We start from the raw sequence: 22,281 nt of genomic DNA on the forward strand, positions 1-22,281 counted from the left end.
TTTTCAGGGCGCTATCGTAACCGTAGGAAACGATTTGGTTTGCGCTTAAACTTGATTGCTGGGCTACTCAACTATGAACTGGCATATGCTTCCTGATTCATGCAGGAGGTCTATTGGGTAAGAGTCGCCAAGCACAACCTGTAACCAGCACATACAATTCGGGCTTGCAACACCAACATCAAGTTGACGCTGCGAGGTCTGCCGTTGTTGGATGCAGGGCTGAGGAGGGATTCAAACAATTCGTATTGTTCAAGGGTTAGATCTGTCGCGTAGGCTAAATTCATGACTTCCTGGAGGGCTGTTTGGATTTTGATATGATTCAGCCTAAACCCCAGGAAGCTTTTCTATCTACTGATATGTTTTGTTACTTCTCAAACATCCTCTCAGGCATTTTGAAGCATTCAAGTATTTACACTTAGGGATGCTATCAGAAATCCCCCAAAAATCCTTGCCCAAAATAGCGAAAACAGTAGGGCTAAAATCCAGTCAATCATTACATCATTTTTTAAGAGATGCACTGTGGGATACAAAAAAATCAAGAGAAATGAGGCTGGAGTTTACAAAGATATTGATTGGGGAAAGAGAAATAATTTTATGTGTGGACGAAACCGGGGATAAAAAAAAGGGAAAAGCCACAGAATATGTAACTCGTCAATATATTGGGAATTTAGGTAAAACCGAAAATGGAATAGTGTCAGCAAACGCCTATGGGGTAGTAGATGGAATTACTTATCCATTGATCTTTCAAATATTTAAACCAAAAAACCGCCTGAAACCAGGAGATAAATATAAAACCAAACCCCAAATAGCAATAGATATGATTCAAGAGTTGAAAGAATGGGGATTTAAAATCAAGTTAGTTTTAGCAGATAGTCTCTACGGAGAAAGTTGAGATGTAATTAGCTGCATAGAAAAGTTACAAATAATGTTTATCGTCGCAATTCGCTCCAATCATGGAGTGTTGATGCCGCCCGGGAGCCGAAAACGTTATAACCGATGGAAAGCTTATCAGCAAAGGCTTTCGCACCGCCCACCCGAAACTCGTTACCTGAGAGAAATTATTTTTGGCAAACGTCACCGCCGGAGATATTACCAAATTAGTAAGACGAATACTCCCGATCCAACCGGAGAGGAAAGTTGGTACATTAGGACCAATTTTTCAATTGATTTGTCACCGAATGTAGCTGAGCTATATAGTTTACGAAACTGGATTGAATATGGTTTTAAGCAAGTTAAAAATGAACTAGGCTGGGCGGATTTTAGACTGACTGACTATGAAAGTATTGAACGGTGGTGGGAAATCGTTTTTAGCGCCTATCTTTTAGTCAGCATTCAGGCTGCCTCATTTCAATTTTTACCCCAATCAAGCCCAACATCTACATCATTAGTGCCAGACTCAAGTGACTCCAATATTTCTCAACATAGTCAACATCCTGATTGGGAGTCTGGTACGACCTGGAAGAGTTCATTGAATAACCTGAGATTAATTATTCAACCTTATATCTTCTACTGTTTGATTCGACCTTGGCTACAAGTATTTAACATTCCTGGGATGAAACGTTGCTTTTTGAAATTAATTCACTTCATGAATGATTTTCGCGCTTCTCCTGTCAGTTTCCCTATTGCTAGTTGAATCTATTCCTGATTCTCCTCTCCCCCTAGTAACAAAAGAGGGATCAATCCGAGCAAGGTGTATACTAGCCCTTGGGCTAAGGGCAAGAATTGTAGACATTGTTCTTGCTATCTTTTGGTTTCATGCCCTTTTCTCTCATTTCTGGCTACTGTTTGGCAACTAGAGCATTTGTACTGGTGCAAGATGTGAGTCAACCGAGAACCGCGATAAACAGCGTTGACGAGTTCTCCAAAGAAGGCGATCGCTTTTGGCAATTATTTAGTACATTTATACTATTTACACACCAAGCTTTGAGACACTCGTATGGAACTCATCCAACGGACTACGCTTCTCTACCAAGCCGGGAGTTCAGATAAAGTCTACGAAGTCGATCTCTGCAAGACAGGTGAAAACCGCTACCTCGTTAACTTCCGCTACGGACGACGCGGTACAACTCTCAAGGAAGGTACAAAGACGGTTCAGGCTGTACCCTTAGCCCAAGCGCAGCGAGTGTTCGATAAGCTGGTTGACTCCCAAATTCAGAAGGGCTACCGGGATGTCACCGCTGGGGCAGTTAACCCGCCGACGCCAGCCGCACCAGTCCAAACTGCAAGTAATATACCAGTCACTAGCGACCCACGCCACCAAGCCATCCTCAACCGTTTGGCGAACCGGGACAATCGGAAATGGCCTCTGGAACGGGCAATTTGGCGGGCTGGCGAACTTAAAATTAGAGAAGCTACGCCGTTGTTAATTCAACTCATTGGAACTGGCGAAGCTTTGAGAGATTATTGCATCGCTTGGGCGTTGGGTTGGTGTGGGGATGAGAGCACCATTCCCTTTGTCAGGGAACTTTCCCAGCATAAATCTGTTGCTGAATTCGTCTGCCGCATCGCCTGGGAAGCACTATTTAAATTATCAGATGAACAGACACAAGGGCAGATGCGTTCTGAGAAGATAGAACAACTGCCCTTAGAGTTGCGCGATTTAGCCCGAAATGGAACAGCAGAAACATTTGCAACTACACTTCGCGATTATTTAAATAGCAGCGATTACAGGCGTTTTTCCGTTCTCGATACTATTTATCAAATTGATAACCAATACGTGCGTCCAGCACTACTCGATATTTTATGCGAAACACCTTTTAAATCTAACTACTTCCAGCGAATTCGCCATATTTTCAAGATGGCTGAGTATCGCCATGATGCAGAAGTTTTCGGAATCCTTGCTTATGCCTTTGAGAAAGAACCGGGGACGTTTAATAATCAGCAAACGGGTTGGCAATGGGACTCAGTGAAGCGCGAATATTATAGTACCGGGAAACGCCACACTGAAGAACTCAAGAGTCCGCAGTCGAAAAAAGCTTACAGCCAACAAACTCGTGAATATCTGCGGCGGCGAGTTTGGCGTACGCTTAAAACTTTGGGTGAAGAAAGCGATTCTAACTATATCAATCTTGCAGTCAATATTCTCCTACAGTATTCGGATGATGACGCTCAACCAGCCAAGCAGTCAACTTTCAGGAGATGGAACGGACAACGCCGTTCCTATGAAAGCTTTACTAGAGGTTGGGATACTTATGCTGGCTACCTAATTTTTAATCATATTCTTTACGAAAACAGTCCCCGCTATGCCTCCCATCCTAAAGCATGGCGTTGTCAAGATGGTTACAAACCGGGAGATCCAGAACCGCAAGTAAGAGAAGAAGCTTTTTCCGAACTTTGGCAGCAAAACCCAGCAGCACTTGTACAGTTATTAATAGAAAGTGATTGCCGTCCCGTTCATCATTTTGCAGTTAAAGCGTTGCGCGTCTGCAAAGAATTTTGCGATCGCCTTGACACTGACACATTAATCAAATTCCTGAATCAACCCTACGAAATAACTGCTGAATTCGGATTTTTACTGGCACGCGATCGCTACAACCCCGCCCAACCCAACAGCGAATTAGTTTTGGCTCTTGCTAATTGTGCATTCCAAGAAGCACGTACACAAGCCTATCGCTGGATCGAACAGCAACGAGAATTCTTTTTTGAATCCAGTGACTTTATCGCGGGTTTAGTGACCAGTCAACAAGCTGATACCCGTGCTTTTGCGCGAAGGTTACTAAGTTCATCAATTTTAACCGATACAACCGCCAGGGTTCTCATCGGAAGAATTATTGCTGCTGTGTTGGTACTAGAACCTACGCAAACAGATAGTTCAAGAGAAATTAGTGAAACTTTGTTGCTCTGTTTTGCGCCGCAACTGCGTAATTTGGGGTTTGGTGTAATCCTTGATTTACTTAATCACCCGATGCAGGAAATTCAAGAATTAGGTGCAAGAATTCTATTAAATCATGATATTCGTGCTGTTGATCTACCGCCAGATTTAATTGAATTACTTCTTGCCTCTCCTTATGAGTCAGTACGCGGTATTGGGGTGAGGATTTTTGGACAACTACCTGATGAGAGATTGTTAAGCGATCGCATCCTCATCGTCTCAATGGCAATTAACGCTGTCGCTGATATTCGTAACGCAATCCGTCCGGTGATTCGGCGTTTGGCAAGCAATCATCCAGATTTTGGCACCGAGTTAGCAGCTGATTTTATTGATGTCTTAATTACGCCAGAGAGACACGAAGGTGTCCACAAGGATGTAGTACAACTGATGCGAGAAGACATACCAGAATGGATGTCTAATATCAGCAAAGAACGCGCGATGCAGCTACTTCGTGCTAAATCATCAGTCGCACAGGAATTAGGTGGTTTGGTATTAAGAGAAAATAGCGCTCGCTTCCTCCCAGACTTCGAGATAAGCGAGATAGTCAAACTTGCCAATCATGAAATTCTTTCAGTTCGTGAAGCAGCGCGGGAAATGTTCTTGCGAAGTTTAAACCGCATCCGCAGCGACTCTCAAGAAATGTTATCAGCAGTACGCCTACTAGAGTCCAAGTGGGAGGATTCGCAGGAATTTGCCTCCAGAATCTTTAATACCGAATTCGTTAGAGAAGACTGGACTCCCGAAGTTATAGTCAGCCTCTGCGATAGCATTCGTGAAGATGTCCGTTCCTTTGGACGCGATTTAGTCACGCGCAATTTTCAAGAAAGTGATGGGCAAGAATACCTGCTCAAATTCAGCGAACACCCCTCCGCCGATATGCAGATATTTGCGACTAACTATTTAGAAAACCATGCCGTAAATAATTCCGAACGTTTGAGGAAACTAGCGTCCTACTTTGTCACGGTTTTATCTAGTGTTAATCGCGGCAGAGTTGCCAAAAAGCGCATCTTTGCCTTTCTGGATAATGAGGCACAAAAAAGCGAAGAAGCTGCCAGAATTATCGCTGAAATTCTCACGCGGCAATCTGCCACGATGGCAATTGGCGACAAAGCATCAGCAGTTCAAATAATGCTGAAAATTCAAAAGGCATATCCTCAGATATGCTTACCTATTCAGGTAAAAGCTGTTTCGGAAGTGAGAAATTAGAGATTTACCGAACCGGAAAGGCGCAGAGAAGATGGGAGAATCCTTAACCAGCGTTACGCAAAATATTTATATTCTCTGAGTGTTTCCTTTATGTCTTGGTGGTTGATTAATCTTCTAACCACCAAGGCGCGAAGACACTCAGAAATGGCTAACTCAAGCAAAAAAATAAGAGGTAAATTATGGAATTTAACTACAGCTACAACGGAAGTACAGAAGTTAGCGATCGCGGTTCCAATACCCAAATGTCTTTCTCTCCCGATACGAAGCGTGAACCCACTTACTTTATCGGAGAATTGCGTCAGAATGTCGCCTTTCGGGAAGCGATTAGTGCCTTGCATGATGTTGTCGTCTCCGATATGCGGTTCAAACCCAAAGACAAAACGGCATATAAAGAATGGGCAGCAAAACAGCAGGATCTGGACTGGCAACTCATCGCCGCACAACGCCAAGAAGTTGCGAATCAAATCAAGCCCTTGCAGGATGAACTTAATCAATTAAGCCAGCATAGTTACCAGCGTCGGGAACCTTTTTACAAGGCACAACGCCGCTATTTTGATTACCTTTATCAAAAAGACCGCGATGCTTGGTTTGTCCTCGACCCGGTGATTACAGTTCATCCCGATGAAGTATTTTTTGAATGTTTCAGTCAAGATGAATCCAGTTATGGGCGTCTCGGTGCCAGCTACGAAGTCTTTAAGAATATCAACGAGTTTGCCTGCGGTACGACTAATATTGATTACTCAGCGGCACTTTACGACGAGTTTCAAAAAATCCGCAGTTACAAAAACACCAAATTTGAAATAGATCCCTCTGGTTTTGAAGTTCAAACTACCCACGAAGAAACTTTTAAAGAAGTCAAAATCGATTTACCCGACAGTTGGGTAAGAGGCTTTTTGCAAGTTAGTTCTGCGATGTCTTTACCAGCAACGCGAGTTGATTTGCATCCGATGGATATTTACAATATGTGCTTTGTGCTGCGTCGCCACAAGGAGAAGCAAGGGCCTCGCAGTATGCGCTACCATCTTAAACCTGGGGAACCCGTGCGGATAACGTTTGATCCGTGGGGAATTGAAATCGTTTGTGCGCGATCGCTCTACACTGGATCGCAATCACAAGAAATCCGCGTTTGGGGACGACGCCGCCTCCACATCCTCGAACGTCTCATCCCCGTGGCGAAAAAGTTTACCGTTCACCTACTCGGTACGGGTATGCCTTCCTTCTATGTCGCTGACTTAGGCGATATGTCCTTTACCCTCGGTTTATCGGGATGGACGGCAAACGACTGGTCGCAATCTGGTAACTTTGACTTGATGGCACCCCGCGCCGACATCGACAAATGGACGCAGCAACAAATTTTCAAGGCGCTGAAGAAGAACTGGGTAGAGAGTCCCGACTCCCTTGCGGAACGCCTTGGTTTAAACCGTGCCGTAGTTCTCGGTGCTTTAAGTGCTTATACACAAGCGGGACGTGCGATTTACGACTTAAATAAGCAAGTTTATCGGGTGCGGGAACTGACGCGAGAACCTTTGCCGATGGAACGCCTGCGCTTTGCCAATGAGCGAGAAGAGAAGGCAACCCGTTTCTTGGTTTACAATGCTGTGCAGGTGACTAATGTTACCAGCGATGCTACAAGAGCGTTTACTCTGCAAGGTAATGTTTCAGACAAGGATAAAACCTTGAATCCCTCATTGACAGTTGACGCAGATGAGCGTATGATAGCCGCAGAATGTACTTGCAACTGGCATCAACAGAATAAACTGTACAAAGGCCCTTGCGAACACATTCTGGCGTTGCGAATGCAACACGCCCGTCAGTATTGACGAATCACGCGCACCTAATCAGTTGGTAAACAGCCTTGCAATCCGGACGATGGATCGTCGTCCTTGCGTTTAGCCTAGCCATGCACCACTAGCCTGCTCTTAACTGTGCGGTCATTCAGGGCTACCCCCTTTTCCGGTGGGACTTCCCTGAAGTGTAAGAAGGGGGTAGCCCTGAGACCGCTTGAGTTGAGCAATCTAGTCCAGAGATGTTTACGAAGGGGCAACCAACTGACAGCTGCGCGTAATTTTTATTCCAATTGCAACGGTAGGGTGAGCAGATTTCTGCCCACCCTACATTTTTCTATACTGCGATCGCAAACGTCTAAAAATTCTATGCCCTCAGCCTGTAAGAAGCAAAATGCTAGCACTCACTAGCACTCAAGCGGTTCACCATAAATTTGTTCCCACAAATCCACTCAATCAAGCCAAGCTTCAATCCAAGCCTCGAATGATGGAGTATAGGGTATAAAGCACTCCTCCCAAGGCAAGTAGTCAGAAGCATTCGGATCGAAAACAATAATTGGAGAGTTCGGTTTGGAACAATCGATGCACGAGTAGATCCCGCATCCCCATGAACAGATGGGTAGTAGACGATCTGGCCAATGCGACATAGGCTCATCTGGATCAGTCTTTTGAGAGCTGACATAGAAACTGGTTATCGAGCTTCCAGCCTCCACCATACCGTCTTTAACACCGATAAGGCCGTAACCTGGGCCAAAACCACCATTGCCAACTTTGAGGTACATTTCCCGCAGAAGATCGGGAAGCTGAAAGCCAAGCAACTCCTCAGTAGCCACTATATGCTGTGGTAGCGCGGGCGAATGGGCGACGTAAAAAACAGGATTACCTTTCCCGTCTAAGATGCCGTGTCCTAAATCAGTAGCACGAGCTGAGTCATGAGCGCGATCGTTCAAGCGTTCGATAAGTCTCGATATACTCATGCTATTCTCCGTTTACTCTTTTAGATTTAGTACATTTATACTATACTGTCCACATTGCCTGAATCGCTTCGCTACTTTCACCAGCACAAATATGTCAGATCAGCCGCGTACCCGCCAGGAACTGTACGATCGCATCCGACAAACGGGCAAAGAGGAATTCATCCTCGAAGAGATGATACGTTATGGGTTCTGGTCTGCACAAGGCGAGATACCGCAAGATCCAGCCGATGACATTCGGCGGATGGGAGAGATCCGGCGAGAACTGGATGAACTGCGACAGCAGAGTTCGCGTCTTCACAACGAAAAGGAACTTCGCAAGCAGCTACTCAAGCAACGCCTAGCCGAGTCGCGGCGAAAGCGACAGGAGACGAAAGAACGGCGGGAACGGGAAAGGCAAGAACGAGCGCAAGATTGGCGACAAAGAAAAGAGCGAGAAATCCTTTATCTTGGTGAAGATGTCTCAGGTGGACTCAACTATACTGAGTGCGATGAGGAAAGGTTGCGAAGTTATGGATTACCTTTGTGCGGTACACCCTACGAAATTGCCGCTGCAATGGGAATTACTGTGGGACAATTGCGCTTTCTCGCTTTTTCCCGCAAGACTTCGACAATTTCTCACTATATCCGCTTCAAGATTCCTAAAAAAACGGGTGGCGAACGGTTGATTTCGGCACCGATGCCACGCTTGAAGCAGGCGCAGCATTGGATTTTGGGTAATATTTTGGAAAAGCTAGAACTGCACGATGCAGCTCATGGTTTTAGACGCGATCGCTCTATTGTCAGCAACGCTCAACCTCATGTAAAACGCGACGTAATTATCAATTTTGACCTGAAAGATTTCTTCCCCTCAATTTCCTATAAGCGAGTTAAAGGACTTTTTCACTCTTTCGGTTATTCGGAAGCTGCCGCAACAATCTTCGGGTTGCTGTGTACCCAACCCGATATCGAAGAGGTTGAATTAGACGGCAAAACTTATTATGTAGCACTCACAGATCGACATTTACCCCAAGGTTCGCCAGCTTCTCCAGCAATTACGAATCTAATGTGTCGCCGCTTAGATAGACGACTTACCAGTATGGCTGAACAATTGGGTTTTGTTTATACTCGCTACGCTGACGATTTAACTTTTTCTGCTTCTGGTGATAGCCTCCGCAATATCTGCAACATTCTCAAACGCACTCAGTCAATCGTGACTCACGAAGGGTTTACGATTAATGAACAGAAGACTAGAATATTGCGGAAAAATCGGCAGCAGGAAGTTACTGGAGTTGTGGTGAATGATTATCCTAATATTTCTAAAAAAGAGCTAAAACGTTTTCGTGCTACTTTGTTCCAAATCGAGAAAGATGGCTTGGAAGGTAAGCATTGGGGAAATTCTGATAATGTGATGGCTTCAATTCAGGGTTATGCCAATTTTGTGGCTATGGTTAATCCGCAAAAGGGTGTTGAGTTTCAAGAGCAAATTCGACGGATTCGAGATAAATACAGACGCTAGTCACCAGCAGCAAAGCCCGCCCGGAACTCAAGTTCCGGGCTAATAGCGAAAGTCCATTAAAATGGACTGAAATGCTTTCTCAGCCCTCTTAAGAGGACTTTCCCTATTAGCCAGCGATTTTAATCGCTGGCGGGTGAGTGCGATATTTGCAAGATGTGATGAAGAGGAAATTGAGAATTGGAAAATTACAGCCAATCCTCATTCCTTTCATATTACTTAGTTTTAGTTGCAAAAGCCTGCGATTTTCTCCATAAAAAATCCGAAATTTCCATCTCTACTCTTGTAGTTTATCTAAGTCAAAACTCACCAAAACGGCATTCTTGGCTCGACGCTAGAAACTGCACAAAATATCTAGAGGACGCTACAAATGAAAGCAACTTACTCCCTGAGTCAATCGCTTATTGCAGCCGCTACCCCGTCCACCGTAGACTTGATTGTTAGTTTCCAGGCTGAAGAAGAAACGCGCAACAAAGTACCGCGTCTTCCGCTTAATTTGAGTGTAGTAATTGATAGATCGGGTTCGATGGCGGGAGCGCCACTAAAGAATGCTATTCAAGCTGCACAAAGGCTTGTGGAATATTTGACACCGGAGGATTTTCTTTCAGTTGTAATATATGACGATACGCCGGAAACAATTCTTCAGCACCAACTGGTTCAGGATAAAGCTGCCATTCGTTCGCTAATTGGTAAGGTGAAAGCTGGCGGGTGTACTAACTTGAGTGGCGGCTGGTTGATGGGATGCGACAATGTAAAATCTCAGCAGTCTACAGAACGCATCAATCGCGTTTTATTATTAACAGATGGACAGGCGAATGTTGGTATTACCGATTCTCAAGTATTAATTAACACTGCAAGACAACAAGCCGAACAGGGAATCATTACTACAACTTTAGGATTTGGAACTTATTTTAATGAAGATTTGCTCATCGGCATGGCAAATGCTGCCGGGGGAAACTTCTATTTCATCCAATCGCCTGACGATGCTACTGATGTATTCAGAATCGAACTGGAAAGCCTCACGTCTGTTGTCGCGCAAAATATGACGGTGACGCTGCAACCAGAAGATTCTGTACAAATTACCGGGATTCTCAACAATTACCGATCTAATCCGATTGGCAACAACTTGGAAGTTTTCTGCGGCGATGTTTATGAGGTAGAAAATAAGCAGCTAGCTGTAGAATTGTCAATATCTCCGCCAACAAATCTTGGGGTGACAAATATTGCCACCGTTGCTTATAAATATCAAGCGGTTGTCGATGGCAGCATTCAACAATTCACTGACGAAATCCCGATTAGTATAACGGTTGCTGATGCTGAATCCGCCAGTAATATGCAGCCAGATGCAGCGGTTGTGGAGCAAGCAAGTAAGCTGAGGATTGGTAAGGTAAAAGATGAAGCGATCGCACTCGCTGACAAAGGAGATTATACCGGCGCATCCCAGAAACTTCGTAAGACAATCGAGGATCTCAAGCTGAAAGCATTGCATGAATCCTTTGAAGTTGCCGAAGAGATGGAACAACTGGATTATTATGCACAACGCCTGGAGAGCAAAAAGTTTGATAGTGTCAGTCGCAAGGAGATGCGAGATCAATCTTACCAGGCTCTTACACGCGATCGCGGCGACTTAAAATTGCGCGGACTTGCTGCGAGTGCCAACAGCTTAGAGGCGGTTTCCAGCGTAGATGCGGGAGTTTTGGTAAAATGCGATCGCGTTAGTGGTAAGTTGCGGATTCACGTCATTTCTGACGGTTACAATCCTGATTTCAATGTGCAATTTCCCCGCAATATTCGTGAGGAAGGTGTCACCTACATCGTTGATGAAATCAATCTCTCTGCGGACGGTAGCTTTTATCGCGTCTCCGGCAACATTCGCCGCTTAGTGCAACCCGGACAAGAACGCGCCGCATCATCTCAAAATGGTACATCTTCTTCCAGTCCGAAACGACAAAAGCTGAATGCACCAGCTTCTGCTGCCGATTTAGAAACAACTGATACTGTAGGTGATGGAGTTATCGTGCAGTGCGTAAAAGAAGGCAGTAAATTGAGAGCCAGAGTTGTTTCTGATGGATTCAATCCTAACTACAATATCCGCTTTCCCCGCGACATTCGCGAAGAAAACGTTCTTTATGTTGTTGATGAAGTGGAAGAAGCAAAGAATGGCGGATCTTATGTCGCTTATGGGAAGATTCGCAGGTTAGTTCAATAGGACTGTTTTTTTAACGTTGAGCAATATAGAGATACACAAAGCTAAAGTGACTAATGCTACCCCTGCCAAGGTGTTTTTGATCAACTAGGATAAAATTCATAAATCTGGTGATTGCGTGGGGTCGGTTAGCAACAGCGTAACCCAGTAAGCAGAGAAATTCACTGACAACACAATCATTCTCAATTCATAGTCAATTAGCTAGACTGAAATAACCTAACTTCGTTGAACTCACCTTGACTGGGGTAAGTGAGTAACGCTTACTTTGCTTAAAGATAACTGAGGACTATGGAATATGTTTAAGCTAGTTTGGACAAACGACGCACCAGATCCATACCATCTTGCTATACTCCAGCAAGGAGTGAATGTTTGGAATGCTTGGCGTGGAATGAATTCACAAATCATACCTAGCTTCCATAGAGCCAATCTCAGCAAAGAAAACCTTAGTAATGCAAATTTCAAAAGAGCTGAATTTAAGGAGGCTAATCTTCAAGGAGCTAACCTCAGCGGAGTAGTTCTTGGAAAAGCTATTCTAAGCAAAGCCAATCTCAGTGAAGCCGATCTCACTGGAGCCGGATTATATGAGGCGGATCTTAGTGGAGCCAACCTTACGGGTGCGAACCTTAGCTTTGCTCACTTCAATAATACAAAGCTTAGTAACGCCAAACTCATAAAAGCTAGACTTATTGGAACTAAAATAGCTGACGCTAACTGTGGTTCTGTGAATTTCAGCTATGCTGATTTTCAAGGTGTTGAGAGTTTTAGGAGTATTTTTAATGAAGCTGATTTTAGCAATGCTACTTTCAAAAATGCGCTTTTTTTGGGAGCCAAATTATACAGGGCAAATTTCAAAAAAGCTATTTTGAATTGCGTCAAAATGCCCAGAGCTTATCTACAGGAAGCCGAATTTAGCAATGCTACTATCATAGGAGTAGATTTTAGTGGTGCTGATCTTAGTAACGCTAATTTTAGTGGTGCTGATCTTACCAACGCTAATTTAAGCGATGCTAATCTTAGTAACACTAACCTGACTGGTGCAATTCTCGATGGAGCTTGCTTAGTCAGAGTAAAAGCATTAGCAACAGACTTTACAGGAGCAAAGCTTACAGGAGCCTGTATAGAAGACTGGCACCCTAACGGTGATACAAAGTTTAATAATATTGCTTGCGAGTACATCTATCGAAAAGAAGACAATCAAGAACTTCATCCGAGCGGTGGAAGAAAATTTGCACCCGAAGAGTTTGCTGCATTCTGCAAAGAAGAACAAGACAAGGATAAAAGGCGTTATACATACACCTCAACACGTCTCCAAAAAGATAAGCCTGAAGAGAATTTGAAAAGTCTAGCAAAGTTAATAGATGTTTCTAAAGTTGAAGCAATATTTGACCCTTATCTGGATAATTCAGCTCTAGACAATCTCTCAAAGTTAGTAAGTTTTGGAGTTTCTATTTCTCCGGATTTAAGAGTTCTGACTTCTAATAAAGTTTTGAACCCAAACAGACCAAGACTAACAAATACTCATGCACAAAAATTTTTAAAAAATTTCTCATATTCAGGAGAAATTCGGATACTTCAATCCGACAAAGAACATCGCCGTTTTATGCTCTTGAGCGATAAAACAAGTCTCATTATTGGACTATCTCTTAATGATGTATCCAAAAATGAAGCAGCGTATGTGGAATCTGATAGAGAAGATTTAGTGTTCTTTGATTCGGAGTGGAAAACGGCTCAACAAATATAACATAACCTAAATTCAAGAGAACTTTGGCAACCCCTATACTTTGGTAGAGTTGAGCCTTCACCCATCCAATTCCAAAAATTACGCCATTTAAAAATAATTGTAGGTTGGATTTGAGCAACAGAAAAACTCAACAAATACTTATAGCATTCCTATTTGTTTCGTAACAAAAGAACCACAGAAAAAGCAGTCTTATTTGTTGGGTTGAACGATAGTTCAACCCAACAAATGTAGTCGTAACTACTTAACTTTACGTTTCGTAGCCTCAACCCAGCCTACTGAATCATATCTTTGAACTAAACCAATTTCTTAATATCTCCAAAAGCACGATAAAATCCGCCACGAGAAGATTCGCGCACCTCTTCCACCAGATAACGCGCACCTTCGGAGCGAATCTCCTGAGGAAATTGCACTTTCCAACTGGGATTATAACCAGGAGAAACAGCGCGAATTCTTAACTTCCCACCTTCTTTAAAGCACTCGACAATTACTCCCTGACTGGCGTTCGATGTCGTTTCTAAAGTATTAGAAGGAACGGCTGCGGCAACGGCAGTAGGTGCTTTAATGTTAATAGCCTGGGGAACTGTACCCGCTTGCGCCGCTTTGATTGCAGCTTCACTAGCATCGATGCAAGCAAGAGAACCATCGGTGGTGACGATGTAGAGATGGTCATCTATAAACTGCATGGAAAAAGCAGAACCGCAGCCAGTGGCTAGTTTCCAAAGACGCTCTCCTTGTTGAGTAAAACAATAAATTGAGGAGCAATTATCGCCTGCAAAGACATATTTACCTTCTTCAGCAGTCGCGCAAGAATAAACAGGCGCATCACATTGATAAATTGTGCTAACTTCCCCTTTCTTGGTGAAGCAATAAACTTGATTCTCACTGGTACTAGCATATACAAATGCTTCTTCTTGCCAGCCAAATAGCACCTCACCGCGAGTTTTCTGATTCCAAATCTTCGTTCCATCTTCCCAGTCATACATGGTTACGCCGTTGCTGTGACCGTGATAAATACCAATTTCATCGCAGCGCACCATCCAGCCATACTCGCCACTACTTTTTTTAGTCCATTGAGACTCATCTTCGTGATTGATAGTTGTAACATTTCCAGCGTCATCAGAAACACCGAGAATGGCATCTTTGATATCCAGCCAGAAGATATTCACATTGAGGGCAATTTCATAAGCAACACGGGGAATTTTCCCTGTCAAATCGTATACTTTGCCATCATCGCATCCCGCATAAAGCCAGCCTTCATCAGCGACAATACACTTCACGCCGTCAGGAAGACGAAACTGATTTTGCACAATTCCCGTATGGCTGAGAGCAAAAATTTGACCCGCTTGATTGCCAAACCAACAGCGCGAGTTGTCAATAAAGATACCGAAAGCAGGGGAAGAAGAGGCGAATTTCCAAACTACAGGTGCTTGGTTTGCAGTTGAGCGATCGCTCTTTATTTCCCGTCGAGTCACGGGACGTTTACTTCGCACTCCCATAACTGCTTGTTCGTAACCTTTCTTCAGTTTCTCATTAATCTTTTTGGTCGCCTCAGCTTTAGCTTTTTCCGGGGTTGGATAGGTTTTAACTTGAGTTTGTCCTGAGTCACCAATGCGACCGTAACGAATCGATACTTCCGTACCGTTGACAATTACTTCATAAAATTTGTGAGAACTACTATCTGACTCTGACAATTCTAGATACGTTTTCTCTTGAGTCATTTTTTCCTCCAATTCTGTATGTATTAATAAATATCTATCTTGCCTAAAATTTTCCATTCTTAATTCAGTATTCTGCCGTGTTAAAAGGAGAAAATTAAAATTTCAAAAATAGCATAAATCCTCTTTTAACTTTGCACTTGGCATTCATAAATGAAAATCAGTAAAATTTCAGCTCAAGCTCACTTCCTTGGATTCGTATATGTATGTCAACTTTATATCAAATAAATATAGTAATTAAAGTAGAATTAAGAAAAAAGTCCATTTGTTAACTTTTTATAAAAATTAGACATAAAGCATTTTTTATTGATAAATACAGATTTATATATTTTTTGTAAAATCATTAACATCCCAGTCTTTTCGGTTTGCCTTGCAATCCTGAAAAATTCACCACTGGCAGGCGAATCTCAAGAATAAGTTTTTTGAACGAGGATTAGATGCAGTTCCAGATGGCAAGCAATGTTTTTACAAGCATTAAAATACACTTTGTTAGACTCTTTTAATCCTTTTTACTCAAACTATCTCTAACATTTGGCTACATTTATTTGGACAAGTCAAGAAAGCAATTAGTATTTTAGGTTACATTTTTTAGAGTGTCAGAAAGATGACTTGCCCAAACTGTGTATACACTGATATTCACTGAGGAGCAAACTATATTTCCGTATAAATACGCTTTCAATTAATCGAATAAAGTTTTAATTTTACTTCAGCACAATAGGCTGATCTAGTGTTCACTTACAAAAAGCGTCTCTAACTGGACTGGATCGCCTACAAATCCGTAAATGGAATAATTATGAGAACAATTCCGGGATATCAGATTTTTGAGCTAATTTATGAAAGTAGCAAGTCGCTTGTGTATCGAGGATGCCGACTTCGGGATAATTTGCCTCTTATTCTTAAAGTTATCAAAGAAGACTATCCATTACCAGAAGAAATTTCTAGGTATAAGCAAGAATATGAAATTACCCGTTCGTTGAATATAGATGGTGTTGCTAAAGCGTATGATTTAAAATCATATCAAAATACTCTAGTAATGCTCTTGGAGGATTTTGGGGGTCAATCTCTAAAGATATTGATGGACAAACAAAGTTTTACAGTTTTAGAAGCTATGAAAATTACTATAAAAATTGTTGAAACTTTAGCTAAACTGCATAATTTAAACATTATTCACAAAGATATTAATCCATCTAATATTGTTTTTGACCCAAAAAGTAGGCAAGTCAAATTTATTGATTTTGGGATTTCCAGCGTTTTGTCGCGGGAAAACCCTACCCTAAAAAATCCTAATGTTTTAGAAGGCACTCTTGCCTATATGTCGCCAGAGCAAACTGGCAGAATGAATCGTTCGCTGGATTATCGTACTGACTTTTACTCCCTTGGCGTTACCTTCTACGAGCTTCTCACTGGCAGACTACCTTTTAATGGTACTGATGCAATAGAGTTAGTACATAATCATATTGCGCTTACGCCAATTCCGCCTCATAAGCTTAATCAAAACATTCCCAAAGCAGTTTCGGACATTGTTATGAAATTGCTGGCTAAAACTGCTGAAGATAGATATCAAAGTGCTTATGGAATTCAAGCAGATTTAGAATATTGTCTAACTCAATTAGAAATAAATAACCAAATTCCAGAGTTCTCTCCCGGTCGTCATGATATCTCTAATAAATTTCAAATCCCTGAGAAGCTCTATGGCAGAGAGCAAGAAATTAATACTTTACTAACAGCATTTGAACGAGTGAGCCAATTCTCGTTTGGTAAGCCAATGCCAGGGGATATTGAGATGATGTTGGTGTCGGGTTATTCTGGCATCGGCAAGTCATGTTTAGTGCAAGAAATTTACAAACCAATCACTCAACAGCGAGCTTATTTCATTTCTGGGAAATTTGACCAGTTTCAGCGGAGTATTCCCTATTCTGCTGTTGTCAGCGCCTTTTCTGCCTTAATCCAGCAACTTTTAACGGAAAGCGAAGCACAGCTCAACCAGTGGAAAGAAAAACTCCTAGAAGCCCTTGGCTCTAACGGGCAAATTATTATTGATGTTATTCCTGAGGTAGAACTCATTGTCGGTTCTCAGCCTAGAGTTCAAGAATTAGGGCCAACTGAATCCCAAAACCGCTTTAATTTAGTCTTTCAAAACTTTATTCGGGTATTTTGCCAACAAGAACATCCATTAGTCATCTTTCTGGATGATTTGCAGTGGGCTGACTCTGCCACGCTCAAATTGATGGAGTTGATGATGACGGATGATCAAACGCACTATCTATTTCTCATTGGAGCATATCGGGATAATGAAGTCAGCTCCACTCATCCCTTGATGATTACGCTGGATAGTTTACGCGATGATGGAGCTATCATCAACCAGATTAATCTAGCACCTTTAGAACTTGAGCATATTACCCACTTGATTGCTGACACCTTGCATACGGATAGGGAATCAGTAAGATCCTTAGCTTCCCTCATCCTGCGTAAAACAGAAGGAAATCCCTTCTTTGTCAATGAATTTCTAAAAACCCTATATCAGGAAAACCTGCTTACCTTCACCCCCCCTCAGACCTTTCTTACTCAGGGGGAAGAAGAGGCAAGTAAAGCCCTATGGCAATGGGACATCGCTCAAATTGAAGCGTTGGGTATTACTGATAATGTTGTCGAATTAATGATAGGAAAATTAAAAAAATTGCCGAATTCAACACAGCAGGCTTTACGGTTAGCAGCTTGTGTCGGCAATAGTTTCGATTTAAATACCCTGTCTATCATTTATGAGAAATCAATTTATGAAACTTTTAAAGACCTTTTGCCAGCTCTGAAAGAAGAATTAATTAAGCCTACTTCTGTGTTGGAAACGACCGAAGAGGAAGGGGTTAGTTCTCAACTATTAGTTTTTAATTATAAATTTTCACACGACCGCGTGCAACATGCAGCTTATGCACTGATTGATAACTCGCTTCAAAAAGCAGTTCATCTCAAAATTGGCAATCTCCTTTTAGCAAGTACGCCTTTGGAAGACCAGATAGAAATAATTTTTAAATTAGTCGATCATCTAAATATCGGTTCTGACTTAATTGTCGATGAAGAGGCAAAAATTGAATTAATAATATTGAATTTGGAAGCAGCTCGAAAAGCGAAAGATGCAACCGCATACAGCTCAGCACTTCACTATTTGACTGCTTGTATGAATGTTTTACCAAGCGATATTTGGGTAAAACGCTACGATCTAGCTTTTTCATTGCATAAAAAACGAGCCGAAATTGAGTATTTAAACGGTAATTTTGCTCAGGCTGAAGCCTTGCTGGATCTAACCCTATCTCAAGCAAAATCAGTTCTCGACAAAGCTGAAGTTTATAATATGCTGATTGTGCAGCATACCATGCTTGCGAAATATCAAGAGGCAATTCAAGCAGGGCGTAATGCTCTTAGTCTGCTAGGAATTGACTTACCTGAAGGGGAATTAGCAACAGCAGTTGAGCTAGAAATAGGCGAAGTTAATAAGAAATTAGAAACCCATGAGATTGGGTCTTTAATTAATTTAGAAGCAATAAAAATTCCGGAAGTAAAAGCAGCAGTCAAATTGTTAGCAAACATGGGGCCTTTAGCATATTTTGTCAATTTTGACCTTTGGCAGCTAGTTACTGTTAAAACAGTTAATCTTTCTCTCACCTATGGTTATGCATCAGGAGCAGCGTATAGCTACTCGTGTTATGGAATGATACTCAGCGCAATTTTAGGGAATTCTCACTCTGGTTATGAGTTTGGGGTCTTAGCAACTAAACTAAGTAATAAGTTTAATAATGTAGCTCAAAAATGTGCAGAATTGGTGGTTCTTGCCAATTACTTGAGTAATTGGGTGAAGCCAATTAAGTTTAGTCATACAATTAATGATGAGGCATATAAAACGGGGCTAGACTTTGGAGATTTGCAATGGGCAGGTTATACTCGTCTTCACAAAGTCATTGCTTCCTTCCATCAATGTAAAAGTTTAGAGCAAAGTTTAAAACAAATACCTCAGTCTTTGCTATTTTGCCAAAAGAGTAAAAATCAATGGGCAATTGATATAATTTTAGGTTATAACCTAGCGGTGTCGAACTTGATAGGCATGACTGCTGGAACCTTATCTTTTGAAAATGATGGGATTAGCGAATCCAACTTCTTGACAAGTTGCGAACAACATCAAAGTTCGGCGGCAATTTGTGAATTTCATATTTTAAAAACCCAAATTCTTTACTTATACGAAAAACCGGATTTAGCTTTGAACAGTAGCTTGTTAGCTTCAAAGCTACTTACTTCTATCTTCGGTCATATCTCAGTATCTACACATAACTTTCATGACTCACTGATTCTAGTTGCTCTTTATCCGAATGCTTCAGAATCTGTACAAAAACAATCTTGCGAGACGTTAGCAGCAAATCAAAAGCAGATGAAGATTTGGGCAGACAACTGTCCAGAAAATTTTCTACACAAGTACCTGTTAGTAGAAGCTGAAATTAGTCGCATCACTGGCAATGATTTAGAGGCGATAGACTTGTATGAACGCGCCATTGAGTCCGCAAAAGAAAATGAGTTTATTCAGAGTGAAGCTTTAGCGAATGAACTCGCTGCTAAGTTTTGGTTAGCGAAAGGAAAAGAGAAGTATGCTAAAGTCCATATTACAGAAGCTTATTACGGCTATCAACGTTGGGGAGCTAAGCGCAAAGTAGAAGATTTAGAGGAAAAATATCCGCACTTTCTGACTAAAACATCTATTCTGCCTCGCGTCAAAGATACTCCCACGACTACTGGACATTCCTCTACGGGTAGTAGTTCTAATACGTTGGACTTCACCACTGTGATGAAAGCTAGTCAAGCGATCGCTGCTTGTATCGTGTTGGATAAGTTACTGGCTTCTTTAATGAAAATATCTATCGAGAATGCTGGCGCACAAAAAGGTTTACTACTCTTGGTAAGAGATGAAAAACTGCTGATTGAAGCCCGTTCATCGGTTGAATCAAAAGAGGTTGTTGTTCGGCAGTCAACTCCGCTTAAAGGTTGTCAAGAGTTACCTCTGACAGTGATTAATTATGTAAAAAGAACTCGCTCAGATGTGGTTCTAAATGATGCGGCTAGTGAGGGAAAGTTTATTAATGACTCTTATATAGAGCTAAATAAATTGAAGTCCGTTCTCTGTATGCCTATCCTTAATCAAGGGAAATTAATCGGTATTCTTTATTTAGAAAATAATCTGACATCCGGAGCTTTTACTCCCGATAGGATAGAAGTTTTAAGAGTACTTTCAGCTCAGGTAGCAATTTCTCTGGAAAATGCTATGCTTTACAATTCGATGGAACAAAAAGTCCAAGAGAGGACGCATGAGCTAAATGAAAAAAATGTACGGTTATCCCAAACTCTACAAGAACTTAAGCGTACTCAGACGCAATTAATTCAGACCGAGAAAATGTCTAGCTTGGGTCAATTAGTAGCGGGAGTTGCCCACGAAATTAATAACCCCGTTAACTTTATCTACGGCAACCTTGTCCACGTTAATGAATATACTCAAGACCTACTAAACCTAATGCAGCTATATGCCAAGCATTATCCCAATCCGGTGTCTGAGATTCAAGACGAAGCGGAGGCGATAGAAGTAGATTTCTTAGTTGAAGATTTACCAAAAATGCTGTCCTCGATGAAAGTGGGGGCTGACAGAATTCGTCAAATTGTCCTGAGTTTGAGGAATTTTTCGCGCCTTGATGAGGCAGAAATGAAAGAGGTCGATGTTCACTCAGGGCTAGATAGTACGTTATTAATTCTGCAAAACCGCCTGAAGGCTAAGACAGAAATTCCGGCTATTAAAGTGATTAAAGAGTATGGTTCCCTGCCGCTCATAGAGTGTTATGCAGGTCAGCTTAACCAAGTATTTATGAATCTTCTGGCTAATGCGATCGATACTTTGGAAGAAGTAATGAGTAATGATTCAAAGACAAAAGGACATTACCAGAAAATAGCCCAGGCATCTTGTTTATCTTCCTGGGAACAAAAAGAACAAAATTCTCATAACCAATTGCGAATTAGCGATTACCAATTACCGACAATTCGGATTCGCACCTGTGTCGTAGACGAAAGTCGGGTTCTGATTGCCATTGCCGATAATGGCCCTGGGATGACAGAGGAAGTCAAAAAATGTATATTCGATCCTTTCTTTACTACAAAACCGATTGGTAAAGGGACAGGGCTAGGGTTAGCAATTAGTTACCAGATTGTGGTGGAAAAACACGGCGGTCAATTGCAATGTTTTTCCACACTTGGGCAGGGAACTGAATTTATTGTTGAGATTCCGATCCGTCCGCAACATTAACCTTTGTCTTCACAAGCCGATCTCCTTTATTCAGATAGAGGACAAGCAGCATTCTCAGTAATTTTGCTTAAACATTTCTTTATGTAAAGCTCATAGTTACGCACATTCACATACGCACATTCACGGTGGACTAGGGATGTAGAGAAAGGCTACCACTGAGGGGTAAGGTTAGCGGGAAGAGATAAGTCATGCAGCTCCTAGACAATTGCTCGATTGCTACCGAGAGAAAAGTAGGACTTCACCAATTGTATGTAGAAGATATAGTGAGATGCACCACGCTATCAGAAGCAGTGCTGATGGTAAATAAGGCTTATGATTTCCACCGTCATCCTTACTTTATGTGGATGCAGGCACCCTCTACCTCACGGGCACAATTTCTTTGCACACAGCTACCAATTTGTTTTGCAATTGAGTCATTTTCGCAATCATTAGCGGCAGTTTTGGCTCGGACTCCAGTATTAGAACGGCGACTTTCGGTGATGGAAAACGTGGCTGAAGAACATGGTCACGGCAATTTATTGAACTCTCACAAATACACCTTCCGCCAATTTTTGCGGGCTTTAGGTGCCACTCCAGAAGATTTAGAAATACCCTGCCCTGCATCAGTGTTAGCTTTCAATCATTCACTTCTGGGCTACTGTCTGACGCAATCAAGTGAAGCGGGTGCAGCCGCTTTGGGGATGCTGGAGCATCTGTATTCGAGTGTTAGTGGGATGATCGCCCGCACGATTAACGAGCGAGGTTGGGCAGCGCCGGGTAGCCAGTCACACTATACTGTCCACGAGGAACTTGACGTAGAACACGCACGAGAACTACTGACTTTGGCAGAATCTAGTTGGGAGGAGCCACGCAACCGCGCTCATGTTGCTCAAGGGCTGGTTCTGGGTGCCCACTACTTATGGGCTTTGTACGAATAGTACGCCACGGGAAGAGCGATCGCTGTACTGTGTGATGTAGCGATCGC

12 protein-coding genes and 1 pseudogene are annotated in these 22,281 nt (G+C 42.3%); 10 read left to right on the plus strand and 3 right to left on the minus strand.

Annotated elements, in window-relative coordinates; genetic code table 11:
• Positions 1-96 (plus strand): annotated as a pseudogene (locus NDI34_RS21805) (IS5/IS1182 family transposase); the annotation flags it as partial.
• Positions 97-110: 14 nt separating this feature from the next.
• Here NDI34_RS21805 and NDI34_RS21810 read toward each other — a convergent pair.
• Positions 111-284 (minus strand): hypothetical protein, encoded by a 174-nt coding sequence (locus NDI34_RS21810; RefSeq protein ID WP_190525054.1) that lies wholly within the window; start codon positions 282-284, stop codon positions 111-113.
• A 77-nt stretch (positions 285-361) separates the two neighbouring features.
• Between NDI34_RS21810 and NDI34_RS21815 the strand changes: the two genes are divergently transcribed.
• The 4 genes from NDI34_RS21815 (at position 362) to NDI34_RS21830 (ending at position 6,897) form a co-directional block, all read left to right on the plus strand.
• Entirely contained in the window at positions 362-892 is a 531-nt protein-coding gene (locus NDI34_RS21815) for a transposase (protein WP_348233807.1), read from the plus strand.
• A 15-nt stretch (positions 893-907) separates the two neighbouring features.
• Positions 908-1,633: a transposase gene (locus tag NDI34_RS21820; protein ID WP_348233819.1), complete on the plus strand. Its 726-nt coding sequence runs from the start codon at positions 908-910 to the stop codon at positions 1,631-1,633.
• Positions 1,634-1,936: 303 nt separating this feature from the next.
• Entirely contained in the window at positions 1,937-5,077 is a 3,141-nt protein-coding gene (locus NDI34_RS21825) for a WGR domain-containing protein (RefSeq protein WP_348233808.1), read from the plus strand.
• Between the two features lie 179 nt (positions 5,078-5,256).
• Positions 5,257-6,897 carry an SWIM zinc finger family protein gene (locus tag NDI34_RS21830; RefSeq protein ID WP_348233809.1) on the plus strand — a complete coding sequence of 547 codons (1,641 nt, stop codon included), beginning with the start codon at positions 5,257-5,259 and terminating at the stop codon, positions 6,895-6,897.
• A 416-nt stretch (positions 6,898-7,313) separates the two neighbouring features.
• Here NDI34_RS21830 and NDI34_RS21835 read toward each other — a convergent pair whose 3' ends face one another.
• On the minus strand, positions 7,314-7,838 hold the full coding sequence (locus NDI34_RS21835; RefSeq protein WP_190986501.1) for an SMI1/KNR4 family protein: 525 nt from the start codon (positions 7,836-7,838) through the stop codon (positions 7,314-7,316).
• 91 nt (positions 7,839-7,929) lie between these two features.
• On the opposite strand from NDI34_RS21835, the gene NDI34_RS21840 reads away from it, so the two are divergent.
• The 3 genes from NDI34_RS21840 (at position 7,930) to NDI34_RS21850 (ending at position 13,277) form a co-directional block, all read left to right on the plus strand.
• Positions 7,930-9,333, plus strand: coding sequence for a reverse transcriptase family protein (locus NDI34_RS21840; RefSeq protein ID WP_348233810.1), 1,404 nt, complete (start codon positions 7,930-7,932; stop codon positions 9,331-9,333).
• A 367-nt stretch (positions 9,334-9,700) separates the two neighbouring features.
• A complete protein-coding gene (locus tag NDI34_RS21845; protein ID WP_348233811.1) occupies positions 9,701-11,539 on the plus strand; it encodes a VWA domain-containing protein in 1,839 nt (612 codons plus the stop codon).
• Positions 11,540-11,831: 292 nt separating this feature from the next.
• Positions 11,832-13,277 (plus strand): pentapeptide repeat-containing protein, encoded by a 1,446-nt coding sequence (locus NDI34_RS21850; protein WP_348233812.1) that lies wholly within the window; start codon positions 11,832-11,834, stop codon positions 13,275-13,277.
• A 293-nt stretch (positions 13,278-13,570) separates the two neighbouring features.
• Here the strand turns inward: NDI34_RS21850 and NDI34_RS21855 are convergent, their stop codons facing one another.
• Positions 13,571-14,995 (minus strand): WGR domain-containing protein, encoded by a 1,425-nt coding sequence (locus NDI34_RS21855; RefSeq protein WP_190536126.1) that lies wholly within the window; start codon positions 14,993-14,995, stop codon positions 13,571-13,573.
• Between the two features lie 790 nt (positions 14,996-15,785).
• Here NDI34_RS21855 and NDI34_RS21860 point away from each other — a divergent pair.
• Entirely contained in the window at positions 15,786-21,317 is a 5,532-nt protein-coding gene (locus NDI34_RS21860) for an AAA family ATPase (RefSeq protein ID WP_348233813.1), read from the plus strand.
• Positions 21,318-21,505: 188 nt separating this feature from the next.
• Positions 21,506-22,234 carry an iron-containing redox enzyme family protein gene (locus NDI34_RS21865; RefSeq protein ID WP_348233814.1) on the plus strand — a complete coding sequence of 243 codons (729 nt, stop codon included), beginning with the start codon at positions 21,506-21,508 and terminating at the stop codon, positions 22,232-22,234.
• Positions 22,235-22,281: the final 47 nt, after the last annotated feature.

Origin of the sequence: Trichocoleus sp. DQ-U1, assembly GCF_039961925.1 — a bacterium.
Lineage (GTDB): Bacteria > Cyanobacteriota > Cyanobacteriia > Cyanobacteriales > FACHB-T130 > FACHB-T130.

Excerpts from the sequence above, each read along its gene's own strand:
- NDI34_RS21810 (WP_190525054.1), bottom strand. The coding sequence starts at position 284 with ATGAATTTAGCCTACGCGACAGATCTAACCCTTGAACAATACGAATTG.
- NDI34_RS21825 (WP_348233808.1), top strand. The coding sequence starts at position 1,937 with ATGGAACTCATCCAACGGACTACGCTTCTCTACCAAGCCGGGAGTTCA.
- NDI34_RS21830 (WP_348233809.1), top strand. The coding sequence starts at position 5,257 with ATGGAATTTAACTACAGCTACAACGGAAGTACAGAAGTTAGCGATCGC.
- NDI34_RS21835 (WP_190986501.1), bottom strand. The coding sequence starts at position 7,838 with ATGAGTATATCGAGACTTATCGAACGCTTGAACGATCGCGCTCATGAC.
- NDI34_RS21840 (WP_348233810.1), top strand. The coding sequence starts at position 7,930 with ATGTCAGATCAGCCGCGTACCCGCCAGGAACTGTACGATCGCATCCGA.
- NDI34_RS21845 (WP_348233811.1), top strand. The coding sequence starts at position 9,701 with ATGAAAGCAACTTACTCCCTGAGTCAATCGCTTATTGCAGCCGCTACC.
- NDI34_RS21850 (WP_348233812.1), top strand. The coding sequence starts at position 11,832 with ATGTTTAAGCTAGTTTGGACAAACGACGCACCAGATCCATACCATCTT.
- NDI34_RS21855 (WP_190536126.1), bottom strand. The coding sequence starts at position 14,995 with ATGACTCAAGAGAAAACGTATCTAGAATTGTCAGAGTCAGATAGTAGT.
- NDI34_RS21860 (WP_348233813.1), top strand. The coding sequence starts at position 15,786 with ATGAGAACAATTCCGGGATATCAGATTTTTGAGCTAATTTATGAAAGT.
- NDI34_RS21865 (WP_348233814.1), top strand. The coding sequence starts at position 21,506 with ATGCAGCTCCTAGACAATTGCTCGATTGCTACCGAGAGAAAAGTAGGA.